The organism is Candidatus Eisenbacteria bacterium (assembly GCA_016930695.1).
In the GTDB taxonomy this organism is placed as follows: Bacteria; Orphanbacterota; Orphanbacteria; order Orphanbacterales; family Orphanbacteraceae; genus JAFGGD01.
Window position 1 is genome coordinate 15,029 of sequence record JAFGGD010000057.1, and the last position, 21,078, is coordinate 36,106.

14 protein-coding genes are annotated in these 21,078 nt (G+C 65.8%); 9 read left to right on the plus strand and 5 right to left on the minus strand.

Translation table 11 applies throughout. The features are described 5' to 3' along the window. Positions 1 to 23 precede the first annotated feature (23 nt). The 6 genes from JW958_13825 to JW958_13850 are packed head-to-tail and all read left to right on the plus strand — an operon-like array spanning position 24 to position 9,935. A complete protein-coding gene (locus JW958_13825; protein ID MBN1827333.1) occupies positions 24 to 1,451 on the plus strand; it encodes an L-seryl-tRNA(Sec) selenium transferase in 1,428 nt (475 codons plus the stop codon). Next, complete coding sequence (locus tag JW958_13830; GenBank protein MBN1827334.1) at positions 1,448 to 2,872, plus strand: SPOR domain-containing protein; 1,425 nt, start codon at positions 1,448 to 1,450, stop codon at positions 2,870 to 2,872. Before JW958_13825 ends, JW958_13830 begins: the two co-directional genes overlap by 4 nt. A 33-nt stretch (positions 2,873 to 2,905) precedes the next feature. Beyond that, positions 2,906 to 6,526, plus strand: coding sequence for a chromosome segregation protein SMC (gene smc / locus JW958_13835; GenBank protein MBN1827335.1), 3,621 nt, complete (start codon positions 2,906 to 2,908; stop codon positions 6,524 to 6,526). Position 6,527: 1 nt separating this feature from the next. Then, the gene (gene ftsY / locus JW958_13840; protein MBN1827336.1) at positions 6,528 to 7,418 is read left to right on the plus strand and encodes a signal recognition particle-docking protein FtsY; all 891 of its coding nucleotides are present in this window, start codon (positions 6,528 to 6,530) and stop codon (positions 7,416 to 7,418) included. Between the two features lie 32 nt (positions 7,419 to 7,450). Next, positions 7,451 to 9,118 (plus strand): response regulator, encoded by a 1,668-nt coding sequence (locus tag JW958_13845; protein MBN1827337.1) that lies wholly within the window; start codon positions 7,451 to 7,453, stop codon positions 9,116 to 9,118. Between the two features lie 4 nt (positions 9,119 to 9,122). Beyond that, positions 9,123 to 9,935, plus strand: a complete 813-nt coding sequence (locus JW958_13850; protein MBN1827338.1) for a hypothetical protein — start codon at positions 9,123 to 9,125, stop codon at positions 9,933 to 9,935. Positions 9,936 to 9,947: 12 nt separating this feature from the next. Here the strand turns inward: JW958_13850 and JW958_13855 are convergent, their stop codons facing one another. Together JW958_13855 and JW958_13860 are read right to left on the minus strand one after the other, a co-directional pair. Further along, entirely contained in the window at positions 9,948 to 11,702 is a 1,755-nt protein-coding gene (locus JW958_13855; GenBank protein ID MBN1827339.1) for a hypothetical protein, read from the minus strand. 133 nt (positions 11,703 to 11,835) lie between these two features. Beyond that, entirely contained in the window at positions 11,836 to 13,260 is a 1,425-nt protein-coding gene (locus JW958_13860; protein MBN1827340.1) for a sulfatase, read from the minus strand. Positions 13,261 to 13,488: 228 nt separating this feature from the next. On the opposite strand from JW958_13860, the gene JW958_13865 reads away from it, so the two are divergent. Next, complete coding sequence (locus JW958_13865) at positions 13,489 to 15,204, plus strand: NAD+ synthase (protein ID MBN1827341.1); 1,716 nt, start codon at positions 13,489 to 13,491, stop codon at positions 15,202 to 15,204. Positions 15,205 to 15,314: 110 nt separating this feature from the next. Here the strand turns inward: JW958_13865 and JW958_13870 are convergent, their stop codons facing one another. The 3 genes from JW958_13870 to JW958_13880 all read right to left on the minus strand — a co-directional run bounded on the left by JW958_13870 (position 15,315) and on the right by JW958_13880 (position 19,096). After that, a complete protein-coding gene (locus JW958_13870) occupies positions 15,315 to 16,340 on the minus strand; it encodes a choice-of-anchor J domain-containing protein (protein ID MBN1827342.1) in 1,026 nt (341 codons plus the stop codon). Positions 16,341 to 16,711: 371 nt separating this feature from the next. Next, complete coding sequence (locus JW958_13875) at positions 16,712 to 17,758, minus strand: choice-of-anchor J domain-containing protein (GenBank protein ID MBN1827343.1); 1,047 nt, start codon at positions 17,756 to 17,758, stop codon at positions 16,712 to 16,714. A gap of 306 nt (positions 17,759 to 18,064) precedes the next feature. Continuing rightward, positions 18,065 to 19,096 carry a hypothetical protein gene (locus JW958_13880; protein MBN1827344.1) on the minus strand — a complete coding sequence of 344 codons (1,032 nt, stop codon included), beginning with the start codon at positions 19,094 to 19,096 and terminating at the stop codon, positions 18,065 to 18,067. Between the two features lie 606 nt (positions 19,097 to 19,702). Here JW958_13880 and JW958_13885 point away from each other — a divergent pair. Together JW958_13885 and JW958_13890 are read left to right on the plus strand one after the other, a co-directional pair. Continuing rightward, the gene (locus JW958_13885) at positions 19,703 to 20,452 is read left to right on the plus strand and encodes a glycosyltransferase family 2 protein (GenBank protein ID MBN1827345.1); all 750 of its coding nucleotides are present in this window, start codon (positions 19,703 to 19,705) and stop codon (positions 20,450 to 20,452) included. Between the two features lie 133 nt (positions 20,453 to 20,585). Continuing rightward, positions 20,586 to 20,843: a hypothetical protein gene (locus JW958_13890; GenBank protein MBN1827346.1), complete on the plus strand. Its 258-nt coding sequence runs from the start codon at positions 20,586 to 20,588 to the stop codon at positions 20,841 to 20,843. Positions 20,844 to 21,078 lie beyond the last annotated feature (235 nt).

The following is a 21,078-nucleotide window of genomic DNA, read 5'->3' on the forward strand; positions in this document are numbered from 1 at the left end:
GGCCGCCCGGAAGGAAGAAGTCGATGGACGAGGATCGTTCTCCTCTTTTTCGCGTTCTCCCGTCGGTGGAGAAGCTGCTCGCGGACCCCGAGGTGGGGCGCGCCCTCGAGGGGGTGCCGCGGGCGGTGGCGGTGGAGGCGGTTCGTCTCGCCGTGGAGCGGATGCGGGAGAGGATCCGCGGCGGGGAGGCGCCCGCCGGGGCGGAACTGGCGGCGGCGGGGACCTACGCCGCCCGCGCCCGAGAGGAGGCGCGAAGACTGCTCCGCCCATCCCTCGGGCGGGTGATCAACGCCACCGGCATCGTGATTCATACCAATCTGGGGCGGGCGCCGGTCGCGCCGGAGGCGTTCGAGCGCGCGCGGGAAGTGGCGACGCGGTATTCCAACCTGGAGTACGATCTGGAGCGAGGGGCGCGGGGATCGCGTATGGTCCACGCCGAGGCGCTCCTCCGCCGTCTCACCGGCGCCGAGGCGGCGCTGGTGACCAACAACAACGCCGCCGCCGTGCTGGTGTCGCTGAACGCTCTCGCCTTCGGCAGGAAGGTGGTGGTCTCCCGCGGCGAGTTGATCGAAATCGGCGGGAGTTTCCGGCTGCCGGAGATCATGCAGGCGAGCGGTGCGATTCTCTGCGAGGTGGGGACGACCAACCGAACCCATCCGGAGGATTACCGGCGCGCCCTGGACGACAAGACCGCCCTCCTCATGAAGGTTCACCTTTCTAATTTCCGGGTCGAGGGTTTCACCGCCGCCGTCGCGGCCGACGAGTTGGTCCGGATCGGCGCCGAGAGAGGAATCCCCCTCCTCTACGATCTCGGAAGCGGCGCCTTCGCCCGCACCGGCCCCGGCGGGGAACCGACCGCTCCGGAGGAACTGGGGAGCGGCGCCGCATTGATCACCATGAGCGGCGACAAACTCCTCGGCGCGGTGCAGGCGGGGATCATCCTGGGAAAACGGGAGGTTGTGGATCGAGTCCGGAAGGCGCCGATGATGCGGGCGGTCCGGGTCGACAAGATCACGCTCGCCCTTCTGGAGGCGACCCTCACCGCCTACCTCGATCCGGACCGGGTGGTCGAAAACGTGCCGGTTTTGCGTTTGATCTCACGTCCCCTTCGTGATATCCAAAAGGATGTGGAAACCCTGCGCGGATCGATCCTGAGGCGCGCGGGCGATGCCGTCCATACGGAGATCGTGGAAGGAGAATCGGAGGCGGGCGGAGGGGCGATCGGCCAGCCGCCCATACCCACCGTTCTGCTCGCGATATCCATCGACGGCATGCGTCCCGAGGCGGTCGCCGCCGCCCTGCGCGGCGCGGATCCTCCGATCGTCGCGCGTGTGCGCGAGGACCGGATCCGGATCGATCCGAGGACGCTTTTCCCCGAGGAGATCGCCGTGGTGGCCGACACGATCGTCCGTATCGCCGCGGGTGGGGGACGGAGGGGGGAGGTCGTATGAGCGGCAGAGTCGACGGCGCCTCTCCGACGCCTTTCGATGGCCCGGTGAGCGTGGTTCTTTCCGGGCCGGCGGGAGATCGCCCCGTTCCCGTCGATCTCCCCTTCGTTCCGGAGGCGGAGGCGTTCTTCGACGACCTTCTCGACCGGATGGACCGTCCCGCCGGGCTTCCGCGGCTCCTCTTCGTTTCCGACGGGGGATCCGGAAGGGACGCGGGACTCGCGGCGGTCGCCCTCGCCCGGCGCGCCGCCTCCCGAGGGATGGACGTTCTCTTGGTGGACGCCTCTTTCCCGTCTCCGGCGCTCGGCAAGCCTTTCCCCTATCAGCCCGAAGAGGGCTTGGCCGACGTGGTCCTCTGGGGCGCCTCCCTTCAGGCGGCGATCCACAAGACCAGGGACGAGAGGATCCGGGTGGTGAACATCGGATCGCCCCCTCCCGAGCCGGAGAAGTTCTGGGATTCCGAGGAGGCGGAAGAGGCGCTCCGTGCGATGCGCGCCGAAGCGGCTCTGACGATCCTGGTCGGGCCGATCCGTGATGGAGAGGGGGGGGAATCCCCGCTTCTCGCGAAATGCGATCGCGCCCTTCTCGTTCGGAAAGGCGCGGCGGACGCGCCGGCCCGTCCGGAATCGCCCGATACGGCGAAGGTGATCGAGATCGTGTTGGAGGAGGAAGGGACGGACGCCGGCGCGGCCTCCGAGGCGATCTCGTCGCCGCCGGAAGCGGAGGATCGTGCCGAGGGGACGCGGATTCCGGTGTGGAGGACCATCGGAATCTTCGCCGTCGTCTGCGTGGTCATCGGCTTTGTCCTCTCCTATTTCTATTTGAACCGCCGGGGGGACGCGGAGCGGGGCGAGGGAGTCGTCGCGGAGAGATCCGCCGAAGTCGCGCCGGCGCGGGACGAGACGGAACGGCGGGCTCTTCCCGAGGCGGCGGAGGGAACCGGCGGGGAGACCGACGGTACGGAGGAGACGCCCGTCGCCGGAGCGGAAGAGGAGACGCCGGGAGAGGCGGAGGGCGCGGATGAGGGTGTTCCCGCCGGCGGCGGCGAGGAGGACGCGGTGGAAAGCGAGGCCGTTTCCGCCGCGCCCGTTCCGGAGGAGCGACCGGCCCAGACGCCCGGAGAGCGGGCGGCCGCGCCGCCCCCCGCCGCGCCGCCGCCGGCGGAGAGAGGCGCCGAAGGTCCCGTTTTCGGCGTGCACGTGGAGTCTTTCCCGACCCGGGAGGACGCGGAGCGCGCGAGCGTTCGCTTCCTCGATGGGGGAGAGACGGTGGAGATCGTGGAAAAGCCCATCCCCGGAAAGGGGACCTGGTACCGAATCGTCCTCGGGCGTTTCGCCGGTTCGCGGGAGGCGCGGGCCCACGCCGAGGAGGCGAAGGCGCGATTCGGTCTCGACTACGTTCTCGTGGTCCGTTTGGACGGGTAGGGCGTCCCGCGTCGCGGGGCGGTGGAGGCACCGATGTATCTCAAAAAACTTGAAATCTTCGGTTTCAAGTCCTTTATGAATAAATTGCAAGTCGAGTTCGGCGAGGGCCTCACCGGCGTGATCGGCCCGAACGGCTGCGGCAAGTCCAACATCAGCGACGCCATCCGTTGGGTTCTGGGGGAGCAGAACGCCCGTCTCCTCCGGGGCGAGACCATGGACGACGTCATCTTCAACGGTACGCGCAACCGGAAGCCTCTCGGCATGGCCGAGGTTTCCCTCACCATCTCCAACGCCAGCCACATGTTCCCCATCGACTATTCCGAGATCCGCGTGACCCGCCGGGTCTATCGGTCCGGCGTCAGCGAGTACCTGATCAACAAGAGTCCCTGTCGTCTGAAGGACGTGAAGAATCTCTTCATGGACACCGGTCTCGGGAACTCCTCCTACACGCTCCTCGAACGAAACATGGTCGACAACCTCTTGAACAACACCTCCGCCAACCTCCGCTTCATGCTGGAGGAGGCGGCGGGGATCATGAAGTACAAGACCCAGGAGAAGATCGCCGTCCGCAAGCTGGACGCCACCGAGAACGATCTGCTTCGCATCCGGGACATCGTTTCGGAGGTGGAGAAGAGGGTCCGCTCGCTCAAGCGTCAGATCGGAAAGGCGCAGAGGCACAACGAGTTGACCGCGGAGATGCGCGACCTGATTCGCCGGACCGGCGTGCTGGAGCTGCGGCGGCTCCGCGGGGAGGAGACGGAGAGGAACCGCCTGCGTGAAGAGGCGTCGCGGAAGATGCAATCCTCGTCCGGCCGGGTGGCGGGCGTGGAGGCGGAGATCGAATCTCACCGGCTCGGACTCCGGGAGAGGGAGGAAGAGCTGAAGGGGGCGCAGGAGGCGCTGGACGAGACGGAAGGACGGATCGAGAAGATCCAGAGCGAGTCGCTCGTTCTCGGCGAGAGGGAGAAAGGACTCCACGAGAGGCAGGAGCGGATCGAGCGGGAGATCGAGGAGCGGAACCAGCGGATCCGGGAGACGGTGGAGCTGCACTGGAAGAAGTCGGAGGAAGAGGAGGAGGCCACCCGGGAGATCCGCCGGTTCGAGGGGGAATTGGAGACGAAGCGCGGGGAGAACTCCATCCTCCAGGAGCGCGTCGGACGCGCCAAGAAGCAGCTCCTCGAGCGTAAGCAGATCACCCTCGATCTTTTCCGGGGGGAGTCGGAGAAGCGGAACGTTCTGGGGAACCTGGAGACGCAGCTGCACGACCTGACGGAGCGCGGCGGCGAGCTGGAAACGCGGATCGGCTCCCTGGAGGAGGAGGAACGCGGCCTGTCGGTGCGTTCCGCCGAGGCGGAGGAGGCCTTCGAGCGCGCATCGACGGACGCGCAGCGGCTGCGCGCCGAGCGGAATGGCGCGGAGGAGAACCTGGAGAGGACCCGGGCGAGGCGAAACGAAGTGGGGGAGAGCCTGGTGCTCCACCAGGGGAAACGGGAGAGTCTCGAATCGACCCTTCGTTTTCTTCTCAAGCTTCAGAGCGAATACGAGGGTTACCGGGACGGCGTGCGCAGCCTGCTCACCGAAAACCCCGCGCCCGGATCGGTGCTCGGCGTGGTGGGCGAGCTGATCGAGGTGGACCCGCCGGAGATGCTCCCCGCCTTCGAGAACGTTCTCGGCGAGGCGCTCCAGTGCGTGCTCGTCCGCGAGGAGGGGGAGGCGCTCGATCTGCTCCGTTTCCTCCGGGAGAACGAGAAGGGATGGGTCTCCCTCGTTCCGCAGGACCGCTTCCGCGGCGCGCTACCCGAGACGCCGGCGGAACTGCTCGGCGAAGAGGGAGTCATCGGCACGGCGGAGCGCTATGTCCGCGGCGGCGACGGCCTGCGCGACGTGATCCGCTTCCTCCTCGCCGACGTCGTTTTCGTACGCGACCTGGGGACCGCCCGGCGACTCGCCCGTGACGGCCGCTACCGGGACTTCCGTTTCGTCACCCCCTCGGGCGAAGGGGCGGCGCACCCCGGTTTTCTCTTCGGCGGCCGGTCGAGCCGCGAGGGGGTCGGTCTCTTCGAGAGGCGCAGCCGGATCGCGGAGTTGGAGTCGGAACTGAAAGAGGCGTCGATCCAACTCGGGGATCTGATCGAGGCGAAGAGAAAACTGGAAGAGACCTTCACCCGTTCCCGGGACGAGCGGGACCGGATCATCGTCGATCTGGACCGGGCGCAGAGCCGCGTCGAGGAGGACGGCCGGGAGAGGGCGCGCCTCCGAACCGCTCTCGAGAACGCACGGGAATCTCTCGGCCGTACGCGCGAGGAGCGGGACCGGATCGCCGGGCAGGCCGAGGAGGTCCGCCGTCGTCTCGATGCGGTCCACTCCGAAGTGGTGACCATCGGCGCGGACGGCTCGGAGGCGGATCGCTCTCTCCGCGAGATCGAGGCGGAGATGGTGGAGCTGGAGATGAAGCGCGAGGAGGGGAGCCGGCTTCTCGGCCAAGCCCAGGTAAACCTCGCCGAGGCGGAGGGGCGCAAGAAATCCCTCGAGGCCGAAGTGACCTCCCTCGCCCGTTGGGAGCGCGAGCTGGGCGATGAAATCTCCCGGAGGCGGGAGGAACAGCAGGCGAACCGCGGGAGCCTGGAGGAGATCGCGGAGCGGCTCGCGAGCCTCGGCCGGGAAGAGGCGGAGCTCGCCAGCCGCCGCGAGGAGGAGACGACCCGTCGCGACGAGATCCTCGGTGAGGTGAACCGTGCGGGCGGCGAGATCCGCCGACTCGAGGACTCGGTCCGCGAGGACCGGCGGTTGAAGGAGGAGAGCGCCGAGGAACTCCATCGACAGGAGATGCGTCTCCAAGAGATCCGCCTGCAGAGGGAGAACCTGCTGGAGAGAACCGACGAGGAGCTGGGCGAGAGAATCCGGGAAACCGACGAACTCCCGCACGCCGAGGGGGATCTCGACGAGACGGAGATGCGGGCGAGGATCGGCGAGCTGCGCGACGGACTCCGCCGGCTCGGCCCGGTCAACCTCGTCGCCCTGGACGAGTTCGACGAGGAAAACGAGCGGTACGAGTTCCTCCGCGGCCAAGAGGAGGACCTGGTCCACGCCCGCGATTCGCTCAAGGAGACGATCCGCACCGTGGACACCAAGGCGCGGGGGCTCTTCATGGAGACCTTCGAGAAGGTCCGCTCGAATTTCCATGAGACATTCACCACTCTTTTCGAGGGAGGGGAGGCGGATCTCCGGATGGCCGACCCGGACAATCCGCTCCTGAGCGAGCTGGAGATCGTCGCCCGGCCGGGTCAGAAAAGACCCCAGAAGATCGCCCTCCTCTCCGGCGGCGAAAGAGCCCTCACGGCGATCGCCATCCTCTTCGCGCTCTATCTGGAGAAGCCGAGCCCCTTCTGCATTCTCGACGAGTTGGATGCGCCTCTGGACGAAGCCAACGTGGGCCGCTTCCTCCGTATGCTCGAGCGTTTCCGCGAGAAAACCCAGTTCGTGATCATCACCCATAACCGGCAGACCATGGAAGGGACCGATTATCTTTACGGCGTCACCATGGAGGAGTCGGGCGTTTCACGGGTGGTCTCGGTCCGGCTCGGCGGGAAGCGCCTCTCCGCCGAGGAGGAGGCGGAGAGGATCGAGATGATCGAGACGCAGCAGGGCGCTTGAGATGAAAGGCTTTTTCGGTAATCTCCGGAAGGGGCTCGGGAAAACCCGGGAGAATCTGATCACGTCGCTCCGGCGGGCGGTGGAGTCCCCGGACGACGAGGAGCGCTTCGAGGAACTCGAAGAGGCGCTGATCCGCGGGGACGTGGGTGTTCGCGCCGCGCGCCGCATTCTGGAGCGGGTCGAAGAGCGCGGCGGCGATCCCTGGGAGGCGATGCGCGAAGAGGTGGAGCGGATCCTGGTCGGCCCGAACGGCGCCCTCCCCCACCCGCCCCGGACCGACAAACCCCACGTGATCCTTCTCGTCGGCGTCAACGGTTCGGGGAAGACGACCACCGCCGGCAAACTGGCGGCGCGGCACGCCGCCGAGGGGAAACGGGTGATCCTCGCCGCCGCCGACACCTTCCGCGCCGCCGCGATCGAACAGTTGCAGGTCTGGGCGGACCGGACGGGCGTGGAAGTGATCCGCCAGGAGCGGGGAGCCGACGCGGCGTCGGTCGCCTTCGACGGACTGTCCGCGGCGATCGCCCGGGGCGCGGATTTCCTCGTGGTGGACACCGCCGGCCGTTTGCAGAGCCGCTCCAACCTGATGGAAGAGCTGAAGAAGATCCGGCGGGTTCTCGGCAAACACGGCGAACGTTTTCCGCAGGAGACCCTGCTCGTGCTCGACGCCACCGCCGGCCAAAACGGCGTTTCCCAGGCGCGGCGTTTCCTCGACGTCGCCGCCGTGGACGGCATCGTCCTCACCAAGCTGGACGGCACCGCCAAGGGGGGCGTGATCCTCTCCATCCGTGAGGAAATCGACCTGCCCGTCCGATACGTGGGGGTGGGCGAGAGCGAGGAAGACCTTCTGGAGTTCTCGCCGAAGGAGTTCGCCCGGGCGCTCTTGGACTGACCGGTCCGGGAGGGCCGTTGGGAGGGAGACCCTTGCCGGAAGAAATGAAACGACAGTACGAGGTTTTCCTCCGCACCGTCACCCGAACCCAGGAGTTCGAGACCCTTCAAGAGAAACTGGACACTCTCGCCGCCGGAATCGTGGAAGCCCAGACCTGGCGCCGCGCCCTCATCTCCCTCTTCGACGAAAACTGGAACGTGACGCGGATCGGGTCGGCCAACGTGGACCCGGAGGATCTGAAACGGATCCGCCGTCGCCCTCCCCTCTCTCCGGAGGAGAGAAAAAAGCTGTTCGACGAGCGCTATCGTCTCGGCCATTCCTTCTTCATCCCCCACGACGACGTCGACTCGAGGGAGATCCTGAAAAAGGGGTTGGCGAGCCGCAGGGACCGCTCCGAGTTCGTGGATTGGCACCCGAACGACGTCCTTTTCGTTCCCCTTCACGGCAGCGGGCATCGCATCATCGGCACTCTTTCGGTGGACGACCCCAACGACGGCCGCCGTCCCACGGCCGAGTCGCTCCGCATCATCGAACTCTTCGCCCGCGAGGCGGCGACGTGCATCGAGACGAGTCTTCTCATCGACGAGCTGAAGAAGACCCGAACCTACCTGCAGACCCTGATCGAGGACTCGCCGGACGCGATCATCACCACCGACAACATGGGGAACGTGGTGGTCTTCAACGGCGGCGCCTCCCGGCTGCTCGGCTACGGACCGGACGAGATCATCGGCAAGCCGGTGCTGAACCTGTACGCCTCCAAAGAGGACGCGAAGCAGGTCATGTTCGCCCTCCGCGCCCGCCGCTCCGGCGGCGAGTCGGGAAAGATCTCCAACCACGAGACGACGGTCCGCGCCAAATCGGGCGAGGAGATTCCGGTCAGCCTCTCCGCGTCCATCCTGCGCGACCCGGAGGGACGGGTGATCGGCACCGCCGGCATCTCCAAGGACCTCCGGCCGATGCGCAAGCTCGAGACGGAGCTGATCAAGGCGGAGAAGATCGCCACCCTCGGCGAGGTGGGCGCCATGCTCTCCCACGAGGTGAATAACTTTCTCGAGTCGATTCTCTCCGCCTGTGAGCTTTCGCACCGTTTTCTCGGCGACAGCGAGGTGAAGTGCGTTCTCGACGAGAAGGGGCTGAAGCGGGAGGTGGAGAAGGAGAAGTACCGGCTCCGGGTGATCCAGGAAGAGGCGCTCCGGATCGGGCAGATCACCGAAAAGCTTCAGCTCATGGCGAAGGGGAAGGAGTACAAGACCAAGAAATACCTCGACGGCGTGGCGATGATCGACGTGGATAAGAGCCTGGAGAAGCTGACCGAGGCGAAAGAGATTCGCGTGTTGGTCGCCGACGACCAGCTCCACGTGCGCAAGTTCCTCAAGGAGATCCTGGAGGACGACGGCTTCACGGTGGACCAGGTGGAGGACGGTGAGGAGGCGATCGAAGCGGCGCGGAACGGAAACTACGACCTGCTCATCAGCGATATCCGCATGCCGGGAAAGAACGGCAACGAGGTGGTGGCCGCGCTGAAAGAGATCGCGCCGGATCTTCCGGTGATCCTGATCACCGCTTACGGGTATGATCCCTCCCACATCGCCGTGCGGGCGAAGCGGGAGGGTGTCGTGGACGTCCTCTACAAGCCCTTCGACCTCCGCAAGCTGAAGGAGGCGATGAGCCGCGCCCTCTCCGGGCGCACCGCCGGTTGACCTCGTGAACGCCCCCACCCGCCGGTACAACGCCCGCGTGACCGCCCGGGAGGAAACCGCGCCGGGCCGCCTTCTTCTCCGCGTTCTCCCGGACGCTCCCCACCGGGTCTTCGAGCCGGGACAGTACCTCCCCCTCGGCCTCTTCGCCCGCGAAGGGCGCGCCGGCGACGTCCCCCCCGCTTCTCCCGATCCGCCCCCGGACAGGCTCATCCGCCGCCCCTACTCGATGACCTCCCGCCCCGATGAAGGGGAACGCGAGTTCTACATCTCTCTCGTCCCCGACGGGGCGCTCACCCCCCGCCTCTTCGCGCTCCGCGCCGGCGATCCACTCTGGATCGCTCCCGTGCCGCGCGGCGCCTTCACCGCTTCCCCCGTTCCCCCGGACCGCGGTCTCATTCTCATCGCCGCGGGCACCGGCGTCGCCCCCTTCGTCTCCATGATCCGCAGTCGCTCCGCCGGTGATCCGCGCCGCTGGGCGCTCCTCCACGGCGCGCGCCGCGCCGGCGAGCTCGGCTTCCGCGAGGAACTGGAGAGCTCGGCCCGCGGCGACGGCCGCCTCCTCTACTTCCCCGCCGTCACGCGCCCCGGCCCGGAGGAGCGCTGGAACGGACCGATGGGCCGGGTGAACGTCTTTCTCGACGACGGGTCCTTCGAGCGCGCCTTCGGTGAAACGATCGAACCGGGACGCCATCACGTGTTTCTCTGCGGCGCGCCGGATATGGTGCACGATCTGCGGGAACGCTTCGAAGCGCGCGGCTTCACGCTCGCCGACGAAGAGACCGGTTCGGGCGGCGACCTCCACGTCGATTCCTTTTAGTCTTATCTATCCTTAGAAGGGCCAGAAGAGGGGGATCAAAAGGCTCCCGATCGCCCAGATCAGTATCGTCAGCGGTCCGCCGACGCGGAGGAAATCGCGGAAGCTGTACCCGCCCGGACCGTAGACCAGCAGGTTGGTTTGATAGCCGAGCGGTGTGGCGAAGGAGGCGGACGCCGCATAGGCCACGGTGATCAAGAAGGGGCGCGCGTCGACGCCGAGGGAGGCGGCCATGCTGATGGCGATCGGCACGAAGAAGACCGCGGTGGCGTTGTTCGAGAGGAGGGCGGTCACCAGCGACGTCACCAGGAAGAGCGTCGATAACGCCGCCCGGGCTCCGTACATTTCGCCGACCCGCACCAGGGGCTCGGCGATACGGGCCGCCGTCCCGGTGATCTCCAACGCCTGGCCGAGGGCGAGCGTTCCCGCGATCAGAATCAGGATCGGCCAGTTCACCGATCGGTACGCCTGTCCCGGCGTGAGGCAGCCGGTGAGGAGCATGAGGAAGGCGCCCCCCAGAGACGCCACCTCCATGGGAACCACGCCCGTGGAGAGGGCGAGCATCACCACGAGAAGGATGGAGATGGCGATGGGCGCCCTCTTCCGATTGATGAACAGCTCGTGGATCCCCTCCATGAGAAGGAAATCCCGGGTGTCCGAGATCTCCTCCACGCTCTCCTTGCCGCCGAAGGCGAGGATCACGTCGCCGGGCCGGATCACCATCTCCGAGACCCTTTTCCGGATGTGGCGGCCGCCGCGCATGATCGCGATGGGGACCAAGTCCGCCCGTCGCCGCAGGCCCAGATCGCGGACCCGGCGGGAGACGAACCCCGAATCGGGAGGAACCACCAGCTCGACGAAGCTCATGCTCTTCGGCTCGAAGCGGGCGCGGCCGTCCAATAGCCCGGGGAGGATCCGGACCCCCTCGCGGCTCTCCACCTCGGCGATGTCGTTGATGTTCCCTTGCAGTATAAATAAATCCCCCTCCTGGACGGTCCTATCCTTGAAGGGGGGCCAGATCATTTCCTCGTCCCGCACCAGGGCGAGCACCGTCGGACCGGTCTTGCCGAACACGTCCAACACCGGCTTCCCCGCCGCCTGCGATCCCCAGAGGATCTCGATCTCGGTGACGAACTCCCGGACCGGATCCCGCGTGGTGGTGAGGGTGTGGTGCTCCGGGAGGAGGTGCCTTCCCAGCGTGAGGAGGTAGATCCCGCCGATCAGGAAGAGGAGAATCCCCGCCTTGGTCATCTCGAACATGGCGATGGGGGGCTGGCCGTGCGTTTCGGCGAGCGTGCTGACCAGAATGGTGGTGGAGGTGCCGATCAGCGTGCAGGAGCCGCCGAGCATCGAGGCGTAGGAGAGGGGCATCAGCAGTTTGGAGGGGAAAATGTGCTGCTCGCTGGCGATGCCGAGGAGGATGGGGATGAAGACGATGACCACCGGCGTGTTGTTCAGAAACGCCGAAACGGCGCCCACTGAGAGGATGGTGAGCAAGAGGATGGCGGTGGCGTTTCCGCGGGAGAGGTCGATGATGCGCCGGGCCACGAAACCGACGGCGCCTGTCCGCAGGATCCCCTCTCCGACGATGAAGAGGGAGCCGACGGTGATGACCGCCCGGCTGGAGAAGCCGGCCACGGCGTCGCCCGGCGAGAGGATGCCGGTCAACGCGAGCACGAGCAGGATGCCGATCCCCACCAGATCGATGGTGAGCAGCTCGAAGACGAGGGCCAGGAAAGCGACGATGAGCAGGGTGATGACGACGATCATCGGCCTGTACGACCCCCGGGAACGCGTCCCTCGCGGCCCGACCGAAACCGCCCGGATTGAGGCGGCCCGTCGTCGGGCCGAACGGAATCATGGTAACGAAACGGCGCCGTCCGGGACAAGGAATCCCACGCGGCTATAGGTATCCCAATCCTTCCAACATCTCGCGGGTGGACGGATCGAGGGACTCCGCCGGCGCGGTTTCGCGGGCGGGCCGTTTCTCCCGCCACCGGAACAACTCGTGCCTCAATCGGGAGAGCGGGTCCGGGTCCGCCCCGTCGATCCGGTTGATCCTTTCCTCCGGGTCGTCGGAAAGCCGGTAGAACTCCTCTCCCCCCTCCGTGTCGAATACGTATTTCCACTCACCATCGGTCACGGCGATCCGTTCCCCCGAAAGGCGCGGCGGCCGCGGCTCGTCGTCGTAATCGGGCGTGAAGAAAGCGGCGTTCCTTTCTTGGATTCTCTCCGCTCCATCCGGCGTCACCGGCGGTTCCTCGATGACGGCGTAGCGGCGCGGTTCCTCGGTCCCCTCGAGGAGCGGAAGGAGGGAGCGCCCCTCCGCCGTAGGGGGAGTTCCGGCGCCGAGCAGATCCGCGACGGTGGGGAAGAGGTCCAGGGTCTGCACCGGCGCGCCGATCCGCCGCCCCCCGCCGCCTTCGCCGGCGCTTCTCTTCCAGAGGAAGACGATCCGGGCGGCGGACTGATAGAGCGAGTTGACGTGTTCGAGAAAGACGCCGTGGTCGAAAGCCTCGCCGTGATCGCTGAGCACGAAAATTTCCGTGTCTTCCCAGAACCCCTCCGAGCGGAGCGCGTCGAACAGACGGCCGGTCCAATAATCGGCGTAGCGCACCTTGCCGGCGTAGAGGGCGTGGATTCGATCCCGGTCGGCGGCGGTGAGCGGCCGCTCCGATTCGAGGATCTCCTGGATCTTACCGGACATCACCGGTCCGTCGTAGGGGGGGAGCGGCGGGAACCCTTCTTCGCCCTCTTCCCATTTGTAGGGGAAGTGGGGATCGAAGAGGTGAACCCAGAGGAAAAAGGGGCGGGTCCTGTCCCGGCCGCGGAGCCAGGCGAGGGTTTCCTCTATGGTTTCCCGGCCGGGACGGGAGCGGCGGCCGTCGTCGGGCGGTTCGCCGAAGGTCTCGAATCCGCGCCCGAAACCGGATTTCGGGGTGAGCAGCCGGACGCTGGTGAAAGCGGCGGTCTGGTAGCCCCGCGCCAGAAGGAACTCCGAGAGGAGCGGCTCCTCCTCGGGGAGATCGTCCTGATTCCCCATCACGCCGTGGGTGCGCGGGTAGCGGGAGGTGAGCATCGACGCGTGGGAGGGCTTGGTGATCGGCGCCTGGCAGTAGGCGTGCTCGAAGACGATCGCCTCCCGGGCGAATTCGTCCAGGACGTGGCCGCCGTCGCCGCCGTAAAAAGCGAACCGGTCCGTTCTCGTCGTATCCAGAGTGAGGAGGAGGATGTTCGGCCGGTCCCGGCCGCCGCAGCCGGCGGTAAGAAGGGCGAGGAGGACGAGCGCGGTCCGCGCGAATCGGACGGGGATGGATCTGCCGCGCATCGCCTCCGCTCCTTCCATGGGCGTATCCCCAGGGTCGGACGGATGATAGCAGAGCCCACCCGGCTTTGACCAGTCGCGCTTGACCCGTTCCATCCCTCCGGACTAGGCTGGAGTTTCGAGGGCGCAATACGGACCACGATCGAAGGAGAAGATTCCCGCGCGGCGCAGGGAAAATGTCGTACCGTGTTCCCCGAACGGAAAGGTGCTTCTCATGAAAAGGCGGGCGCGATGAAGCTCCGGATCGGTCTGGCGCAGATCAACACCACCGTCGGCGATCTCCACGGCAACGCGGAGAGGATGATCGAGCGCGCCCTCGTCGCCGAGGAGGCGGGCGCCGACCTGGTCGCCTTCCCGGAGCTGGCCGTTTCCGGATACCCGCCGGAGGATCTTCTCTTTCGCGGCGACTTCCTGGAGGGTTGCCGCGACGCGGTGGAGAGGATCGCCGCCTCATCCGGGGAGGCGGCCCTGGTGGTCGGATTCCCCGAGAGAGACGGCGAGGGTGTGTATAACGCCGCGGCGATTCTTCAGAGGGGACGGATACGGGGGGTCTACCGGAAAAACGTGCTTCCCAACTACGGCGTCTTTGACGAGAACCGCTATTTCCGATCCGGATTCAGGGGGATGCTGCTCGAAATGTCGGGCGCCCGGATCGCGATTCATGTCTGCGAAGACTCCTGGCGGAGCGGCGGCGCGCCGGTCGAGCGCGTGCGCGCCGCGGGAGCCGGCCTGCTGCTCAACATCTCCGCCTCCCCCTACTCCATGGGGAAGATGGAGATCCGGCGGCGGACGCTCGCCGAAGCGGTCGCGGTGGGCGGGGCGCCCGTCGCTTATGTGAACCTGGTGGGCGGACAGGACGAGTTGGTTTTCGACGGCGGAAGCATCATCGTCGGCGCCGGGGGCGCGGTGTTGGCTGAGGCGCGGCGTTTCGAGGAGGACCTCCTCCTTTACGGTTTGGACTTCGGCGGCACGGCCGCCGCCGAATCCCGGGACGACGCGGATGGGCGCGCCGGAACGTGGGACCGGGTTTCTCTCGTTCCCCGTTCCGGAGGAGAACGCCCGCCTCTCTCCGCCGCTCCGGTCGAGCGGATCGGCGCGGACGAGGAGGTGTACCGCGCCCTCCTGCTCGGGACGCGGGACTACGTCCGCAAGAACGGATTCCGGCGCGTGGTGGTCGGCGTGAGCGGCGGGATCGACTCGGCGCTGGTGGCGGTGATCGCCCGGGACGCCCTCGGCGGGGAGAACGTGATCGGCGTGACCATGCCGAGTCGCTTTACCAGTGAAGGAACCCGTGGGGACGCGGACGCCCTGGCGGAGCGGCTCGGCATGGAGTGGATCGCTCTCCCCATCGAGCCGGTGGTCCGCGCCTACGAGGAACTTCTCGCCGGTCCCTTCGCCGAGAGGGAGCCGGACGTGACGGAGGAGAACATCCAGGCCCGGGTGCGCGGGAATCTCCTCATGGCGCTCTCCAACAAGTTCGGCTGGCTCGTCCTCTCCACGGGGAACAAGAGCGAGACCGCCGTCGGTTACTGCACGCTCTACGGCGACATGGCGGGCGGACTGGCCGTCCTGAAGGACGTGCCGAAGACTCTCGTCTACCGATTGGCGCGTTGGAGGAACGCTCGGCCGGACGGTCCCGTCATCCCCGAGGGCATTTTGGAGAGGCCGCCGACGGCGGAGCTGCGGCCGGATCAAAAGGACTCGGACTCCCTCCCCGAGTACGACCGGCTCGATCCGATCATCGAGGAGTACGTGGAGAGGGACGCCGATCCGAGACGGATCGCGGAACGCCTCGCCGATCCGGAAACGGTGCGCCGGGTGGTCCGGCTGGTGGACGGGAACGAGTACAAGCGCCGCCAGGCGCCTCCGGGAATCAAGATCACGCCGAAGGCTTTCGGCAAGGACCGGCGGATGCCGATCACCAACCGTTACGGCGGCGGCTTCTAGACTTCCGGCGCCCGGGGGCGCGCGCCATTTCCGCGAGATTGAGGGATGAAAGAGAAACGCCCCCGGCCGATCGACCGGGGGCGTCTTCGTTCCAATCGATTAGGCGCGGTCTAGCGCCATTTCTTCTTCACTTTCCCCCAGGTGCTCTTCTGCGTGGCGGTGCCGGCGCAGGTGATGTCACCGGTCAGGGAGTAGTGACCGTAGCCGCTACCGTAAGCGTCGACGATCACATAGTAGGTGCCCGGAGCCAGCGTGGCGATGATCTGTTCCACGCCGCTCACCGTCGCGTCCGCGCCGACGACGCAGCTGTTGATCGGATCGGCGCAATCGGTCACGATGTAGAGGGAGTTGTCGAAGCTGCAGCTGTAGGTGAGATCCACGTCCGCGCCGCTCGGCAGCACCATCTTGTAGACCACGTCGTTGCCGAGTGCTTGATATCCGGTGCAACTGGTGCCGTACTCGCCGGGCGAGTAGTCGTCGGCGGCCAGCTCGGTGCTGCCGCTGACGTTCACCGGCCCGCAGGGGAGAACGATGGCGCCGTCGCAGGTGTCGTTCTCCGGCGGCGGCGGCGGCGTGTAGCCCCCGTTGATCGCCACGGCGTCCAGGTGATGGTCCGCGCCGTCGTCCCCGACGTAGCGGAAGCCGATCTCCACGGTCTGGCCGATGTAGGAGGAGAGGTCGATGTCGATCACGCCCCACTCGAAGTCGCCGCCGGTCCAATCGTTGTAGAAAGACCAGGCCATCACGCCGTTCACCCATACCTGGAAGTCGGCGTTCATCGTCCAGTAGGGGCTTCCCATGGTGGCGAAGACGAGGTGGTTCTCACCGGAGGCGATCGCGTAGCTGAACTTCAGCCACTCGTCCTGGGGAGTTCCCGCCTGCCACCCGATGTATGCGCCGTAAAGCCCCTCATAAGGATAGGAATCCTGCCCCCAGGTATAGGAGGCGTTGGTGATCGTCGTCGTCCAGCCGACCGGCGGGAAGGTGTTCTCGAACCCCTCGAAGTAGTCCCGCGTGTACGACACCATGTGATGCGGCGTCGGGTACAGTCTGTGTTTGGGGTGCTCCACTTTTTCCGCCCAGGCGGTTCCGGCGAGGAATACGCCGATGACGAGGAGCGCTGCCAGTTTCTTCATTCCCGTCTCCTTCTCACCATTTTGGATGATAGGGGGTTGCGTCTAGACCGGGTTTGCCGGCCTGTCGGGTGTTCTCCGGCCTCGTCTCCTCGAGGACCCCTTCATCGGCGTGAAGGCACGCCGCGCTTCCCAGGCACGAAGGGGCGACTCGGGCGGAGGAACGGCCACTGGCTATGTATCGGACGACGGAGCGGGAAGTTGAGGGCGGATGGCGAGAATTTCGGCGGTGGGGGGCGGTGGGGGTTGGACGGGTTCGGCGAAGATTTCACCCCGCCGCCCGTTGGTGGGGCGAATCGGGTAAAAGAAAACCCCCCGGTCCGGAGACCGGGGGGCGAATCGATTCTTCCTCGTGGAGCCTTCTCCGGCGATCCCTAGCGGTACATCTTCTTCACCGCGCCCCAGGAAGTCTCCTCCGTGTTCACCGTGCAGTCGATGAGCCCGGTCAGCGTGAATGTTCCGCTACCGCTGTAACCGTCCAGAATCAGATAATAGGTCCCGGCGTCGAGGGTGGTGGAGATCGTCTCGGTGTCGCCGGAAAAGGTGGCGTCGGCGCCGATGACGCAGGTCCCCTCCGGGTCGGCGCAGTCGGTCACGATGTAGAAGGATCCGTCGTTGGCCGCGGTGTAGTAAAGGTCCACCACCGTCGCCGCGCCGAGCGTGATGGAGTAAACCACGTCGTTGCCGCTGGCGGAGTACCCGGTGCAGCTGTTGCCGTACTCACCCGGCGAGTAATCGTCGTTCGCCAGCTCCGTGCTCCCGCTGACGTTCACGTTGCCGCAGGGAAGGGGAATGGCGCCGTCGCACAAGTCGTTCTCCGGCACTTCGGGAGGAGTCACACCCCCGCCGATGCAGACGTAATCGAGATGGTGGTCCGCGCCGTCGTCACCGGCGTAGCGGAAGGTGATATCCACCGTCTGGCCGTTGTAGGCGGACAGATCGATATCGTACTCCTCCCATACGAAGGTGCCGCCCTGGTTCTCCAAGGAGTAGTCGAACATCTCCGCGCCGTTCACCTCGACGGTGAGGTTGGCGTTCGACGACCAGTAGGGGCTCCCCATAGTGTAGAAGGTGAGGTGATCCTCGCCGGCGGCCGAATTGATCAGGTGCGAGAAGGAGAGCGTCTCGTCCTGCGGGTTCCCCACCTGCCAACCCACTTTCGCCGCATAGGATCCCTCGTAGGAGGAGGCGTCCTTAAACCATGTGTACGAGGGATTGGTTGTCCCCAGCGTCCAGCCGGCGGGCGGGAAGGCGCCTTCGAAACCCTCGCAGCTCTCCCGCAACTGCACGTCGTGTTGCGGCGTCTGGTAATCACAGTACCGGGGATGGTCCGGCTTGTTCACCGTGATGTTGCTTGCGGCCGCGCCGCCGGCCACCACGAGGAACAGGCCGAGGACGATAATCGTTACTGCTCGTTTCATGCTCTTCTCCTCTTTTCACCGTTGCCGGTGTTGGGGGGTTCGATCCGGCCGGTGCGGCCGGTTCCCATCTCCTTTCGACCGGTCCGATCGGCGGCGGGATGTTTCACCCGATGTGCCGGGAGGACCGGCGGAGCGGGAAACTTACGCTCGGATTATCGGAAGAGGGGGGCCGATTGTTTAGCCGGGGAGGAGATGGGTGAGGATCGGTCGTTGAAGGGGGGGAAAGGGGGCCGCGCGGGAAGAAAAGCCCCCCGGTCCGAGGACCGGGGGGCTTTCGTCGAACGGACGGTTCTCTGGGCGGAAGACCTACCGGAAGAGGGTCTTCACGGAGCCCCAGGAGGCATCCTCGGTGCCGCTGGTGCAGTCGATGAGCCCGGTCAGCGTGAACGTGCCGCTGCCGCTGTAGCTGTCCGCGATCAGATAGTAGGTGCCGGGGTCGAGTGTCGTGACGATCGTCTCGGTCTCGCCGGTAAAGGTGGCGTCGGCGCCGATAACGCAGGTGTTCACCGGGTCGGCGCAGTCCGTCACGATGTAGAAGGAGCCGTCGGCGGTGCTGGTGTAGTCGAACTGCACGTCCGTCGCCGCGGTCAGGGTGAAGACGTAGGTCACGTCGTTTCCGGCCGCGGAGTAGCCGGTGCAGCTGGTGCCGTACTCGCCCGGCGAGTAATCGTTGGTGGCGTACTGGGTGTCGCCGGAGAGATCGACCGCGCCGCACGGCATGACGATGGCGCCGGCGCAGGTGTTGTTCACCGGCGGATCCGGAATCACGATGCCCCCACAGATGCTCACCGCGTCGAAGTGGTGATCCGCGCCGTCATCGCCCGCGTACTTGAAGGTGATGTCGATGGTCTGGCCGTCATAGGCGGACAGATCGATGTCGTACTGCTCCCACACGAAATCGCCGCCCTGGTTGTCCAGGTAGTAGTCGAACACCACCACGCCGCCCACGTCGACCGTGAAGTCGGCGTACGCCGACCAGTAGGGACTTCCCATGGTCGCGAAGGTGAGGTGATCCTCGTCGGCGGCGGAGTCGATCGTGTACGTGAAGGCGAGCCGCTCGTCCTGGGGCTCTCCGGACTGCCAGCCGACCCAAGCCGCGTAGGTGCCCTCGTAAGATGACGTGGCGTCCTGCATCCAGGTGTAGGTCGCGTTGGTGATTCCCTGGCCCCAGCCGGCGGGCGGGAAGGTGCCTTCGAAGCCCTCGAAGTAGGCGCGGGCGCCGACGCTCGCGTTGAAGGGCGTCGGGGACGGATTGAACTTGGGATGATCCACCTTCTCGGCGTAGGCGGCGGTAACCGCGAAGGCGGCCACGACCAGAAGCACGATCAGTTTACGCATGTTTCTACTTTCCTCCATGCCGCGTTTGATCTCGTATTTTAAACGCGGCGTCCCGAGTGAACGGCGGCCGGCCGGCCGGCCGGCCTCTCCCATACAAAAAAACGAAGCCGAAACCTCTAAAAACCGTGGTTCATCAACCAAGAACCGTCAACGGACGCGATGGCGCCTCTCGGGATCTTGATCGGGAACAACTCCATGTTGGATAAGAAGTTCACATGGGCTCCAGACGGAGCCGGCACGGTTTACGATAAAACAACCCCACCCCGTTTCCGGTTCGGAAACGGAAAAACCACCATTCCGTAGAACGACTCTCTGTCGGCTCGTGGTGCTTGATGTCGCTTGGGGAAGCGTTTGAATGTGCGATACGAAACGACAGTCTATCATAAAGGTGCTCCATTAGCAAAGGTTTTTTACGTTCCGACGTCGCTTTTTTGTGTGTCATGGATCTCGCGCAGCCCGAAAGGTCCCGTTCGTCCGCCCCCGCCCCCCGCACTCGCGCGGGTTCTTCCCTCCGGACACGGTGGTTTCCCCGGGAGGGAAAGGGTATGATCGGCGTGGAGAAAAGAGGTGCCGGTGGAGAAGATCGCGGGAAAAGTGACCGTCGTCATGCCCGCCTTCAACGCGGAGGCGACTCTGGAGCGCACTTTCCGGGACATCCCGGAAGGGGTGGTGGACGAGATCATCCTGACCGACGACGGCAGCGCGGACAGGACCGCCGAGATCGCCGGGCGACTCGGCATGGTCGTCCTCCGGCACCAAGAGAACCGGGGGTACGGGGCGAATCAAAAAACCTGCTACGATGCGGCGCTCGCCCGCGGCGCTACCGTGGTTGTGATGATCCACCCCGACTACCAATACGATCCCCGCGTGATCCCCTTCGCCGTCGGCTTTCTCGATACGGGCATCTGCGACGTGGTGATCGGCTCCCGCATCCGCACCCGACGGGAAACGCTGGACTCGGGGATGCCGGCCTGGAAATACGTCAGTAACCGCGCTCTTACTTTTATTGAAAACTTATTATTGGGACAGAACTTAGGAGATTTTCACTCCGGCTTTCGCGTCTTCCGCCGGGAGGTCCTCGAGACGATCGACTACCGCGGGAATTCGGACGATTTCGTCTTCGACACCCAGGTCCTCGCCCAGGCGGTCTTTTTCGGATTTCGTATCGGCGACGTGCCGATCCCTTCCCGCTACTTCCCGGAAGCCTCTTCGATCGGGTTCCGGCGGAGCGTGACCTACGGGCTTCAGACACTCGGCGTGATGGGGAGTTTCCTTCTGCATCGCGCCGGTTGGATCCGATCGCCTCTTTTCCGGCGGGCCGTCGCCGCGGGCGCCTCTTCACCTATCTCCTCTTAGAGAAACCGGTTGGACGAACCGGGCCCGGCCCGGCCTTCTTCGGCCCGCGCGGGGTCCCATGCGGCCGGCCGTATTTTGGGGTTGATAACCAGACATTTGTGTAGTATGTTGATGGTGCCGAGGGAACCGAATCATGCGTGTGGAATCGATCGGGGAGAGGATCAAGGTGCGGGCCGATTTCGAAGGGGGGCGGGTGACACCGCTCCTTTTCAAACGGAACGGCCGCAGGCATCGGATCGGGGAGGTGAACCTCCGTTGGGAGGATCGGGAGGGGGGGCGGAAGCTGCACTATTTTTCCGTGACCGACGACGCGGGAGACGTCTACCAGCTGCATCTGGACGGCGCGGACATGGAGTGGCGTCTGGACTTCGTTATGCTCGAGGGGGCGTGATTCACGGAAGGATTCTGCTGCGGGTTCGATACGCGAGCTGAGAGGCCGGTCTTCCTTCGCCCTCTTCCTCATCGTAGCTAGGGCTACGATTCCGGGAGCGGGCTCGTCCAGACCGGCCTCTCAGCTCGTGTCCCGAATCCTCGCGACGAATCCTTCCGCGAATCCCGCCCCGGGAGTGCATGGGAAAGGGGGAGAGGGAAGAGGGGGAATAAGGATAGAGAAAAGAGAAAAGAGA

What these genes read in the sequence shown, in the direction of transcription:
- JW958_13825 (MBN1827333.1), top strand. Translation starts at nt 24, where the DNA reads ATGGACGAGGATCGTTCTCCTCTTTTTCGCGTTCTCCCGTCGGTGGAG.
- JW958_13830 (MBN1827334.1), top strand. Translation starts at nt 1,448, where the DNA reads ATGAGCGGCAGAGTCGACGGCGCCTCTCCGACGCCTTTCGATGGCCCG.
- smc (MBN1827335.1), top strand. Translation starts at nt 2,906, where the DNA reads ATGTATCTCAAAAAACTTGAAATCTTCGGTTTCAAGTCCTTTATGAAT.
- ftsY (MBN1827336.1), top strand. Translation starts at nt 6,528, where the DNA reads ATGAAAGGCTTTTTCGGTAATCTCCGGAAGGGGCTCGGGAAAACCCGG.
- JW958_13855 (MBN1827339.1), bottom strand. Translation starts at nt 11,702, where the DNA reads ATGATCGTCGTCATCACCCTGCTCATCGTCGCTTTCCTGGCCCTCGTC.
- JW958_13860 (MBN1827340.1), bottom strand. Translation starts at nt 13,260, where the DNA reads ATGCGCGGCAGATCCATCCCCGTCCGATTCGCGCGGACCGCGCTCGTC.
- JW958_13865 (MBN1827341.1), top strand. Translation starts at nt 13,489, where the DNA reads ATGAAGCTCCGGATCGGTCTGGCGCAGATCAACACCACCGTCGGCGAT.
- JW958_13870 (MBN1827342.1), bottom strand. Translation starts at nt 16,340, where the DNA reads ATGAAGAAACTGGCAGCGCTCCTCGTCATCGGCGTATTCCTCGCCGGA.
- JW958_13875 (MBN1827343.1), bottom strand. Translation starts at nt 17,758, where the DNA reads ATGAAACGAGCAGTAACGATTATCGTCCTCGGCCTGTTCCTCGTGGTG.
- JW958_13880 (MBN1827344.1), bottom strand. Translation starts at nt 19,096, where the DNA reads ATGCGTAAACTGATCGTGCTTCTGGTCGTGGCCGCCTTCGCGGTTACC.
- JW958_13885 (MBN1827345.1), top strand. Translation starts at nt 19,703, where the DNA reads ATGCCCGCCTTCAACGCGGAGGCGACTCTGGAGCGCACTTTCCGGGAC.
- JW958_13890 (MBN1827346.1), top strand. Translation starts at nt 20,586, where the DNA reads ATGCGTGTGGAATCGATCGGGGAGAGGATCAAGGTGCGGGCCGATTTC.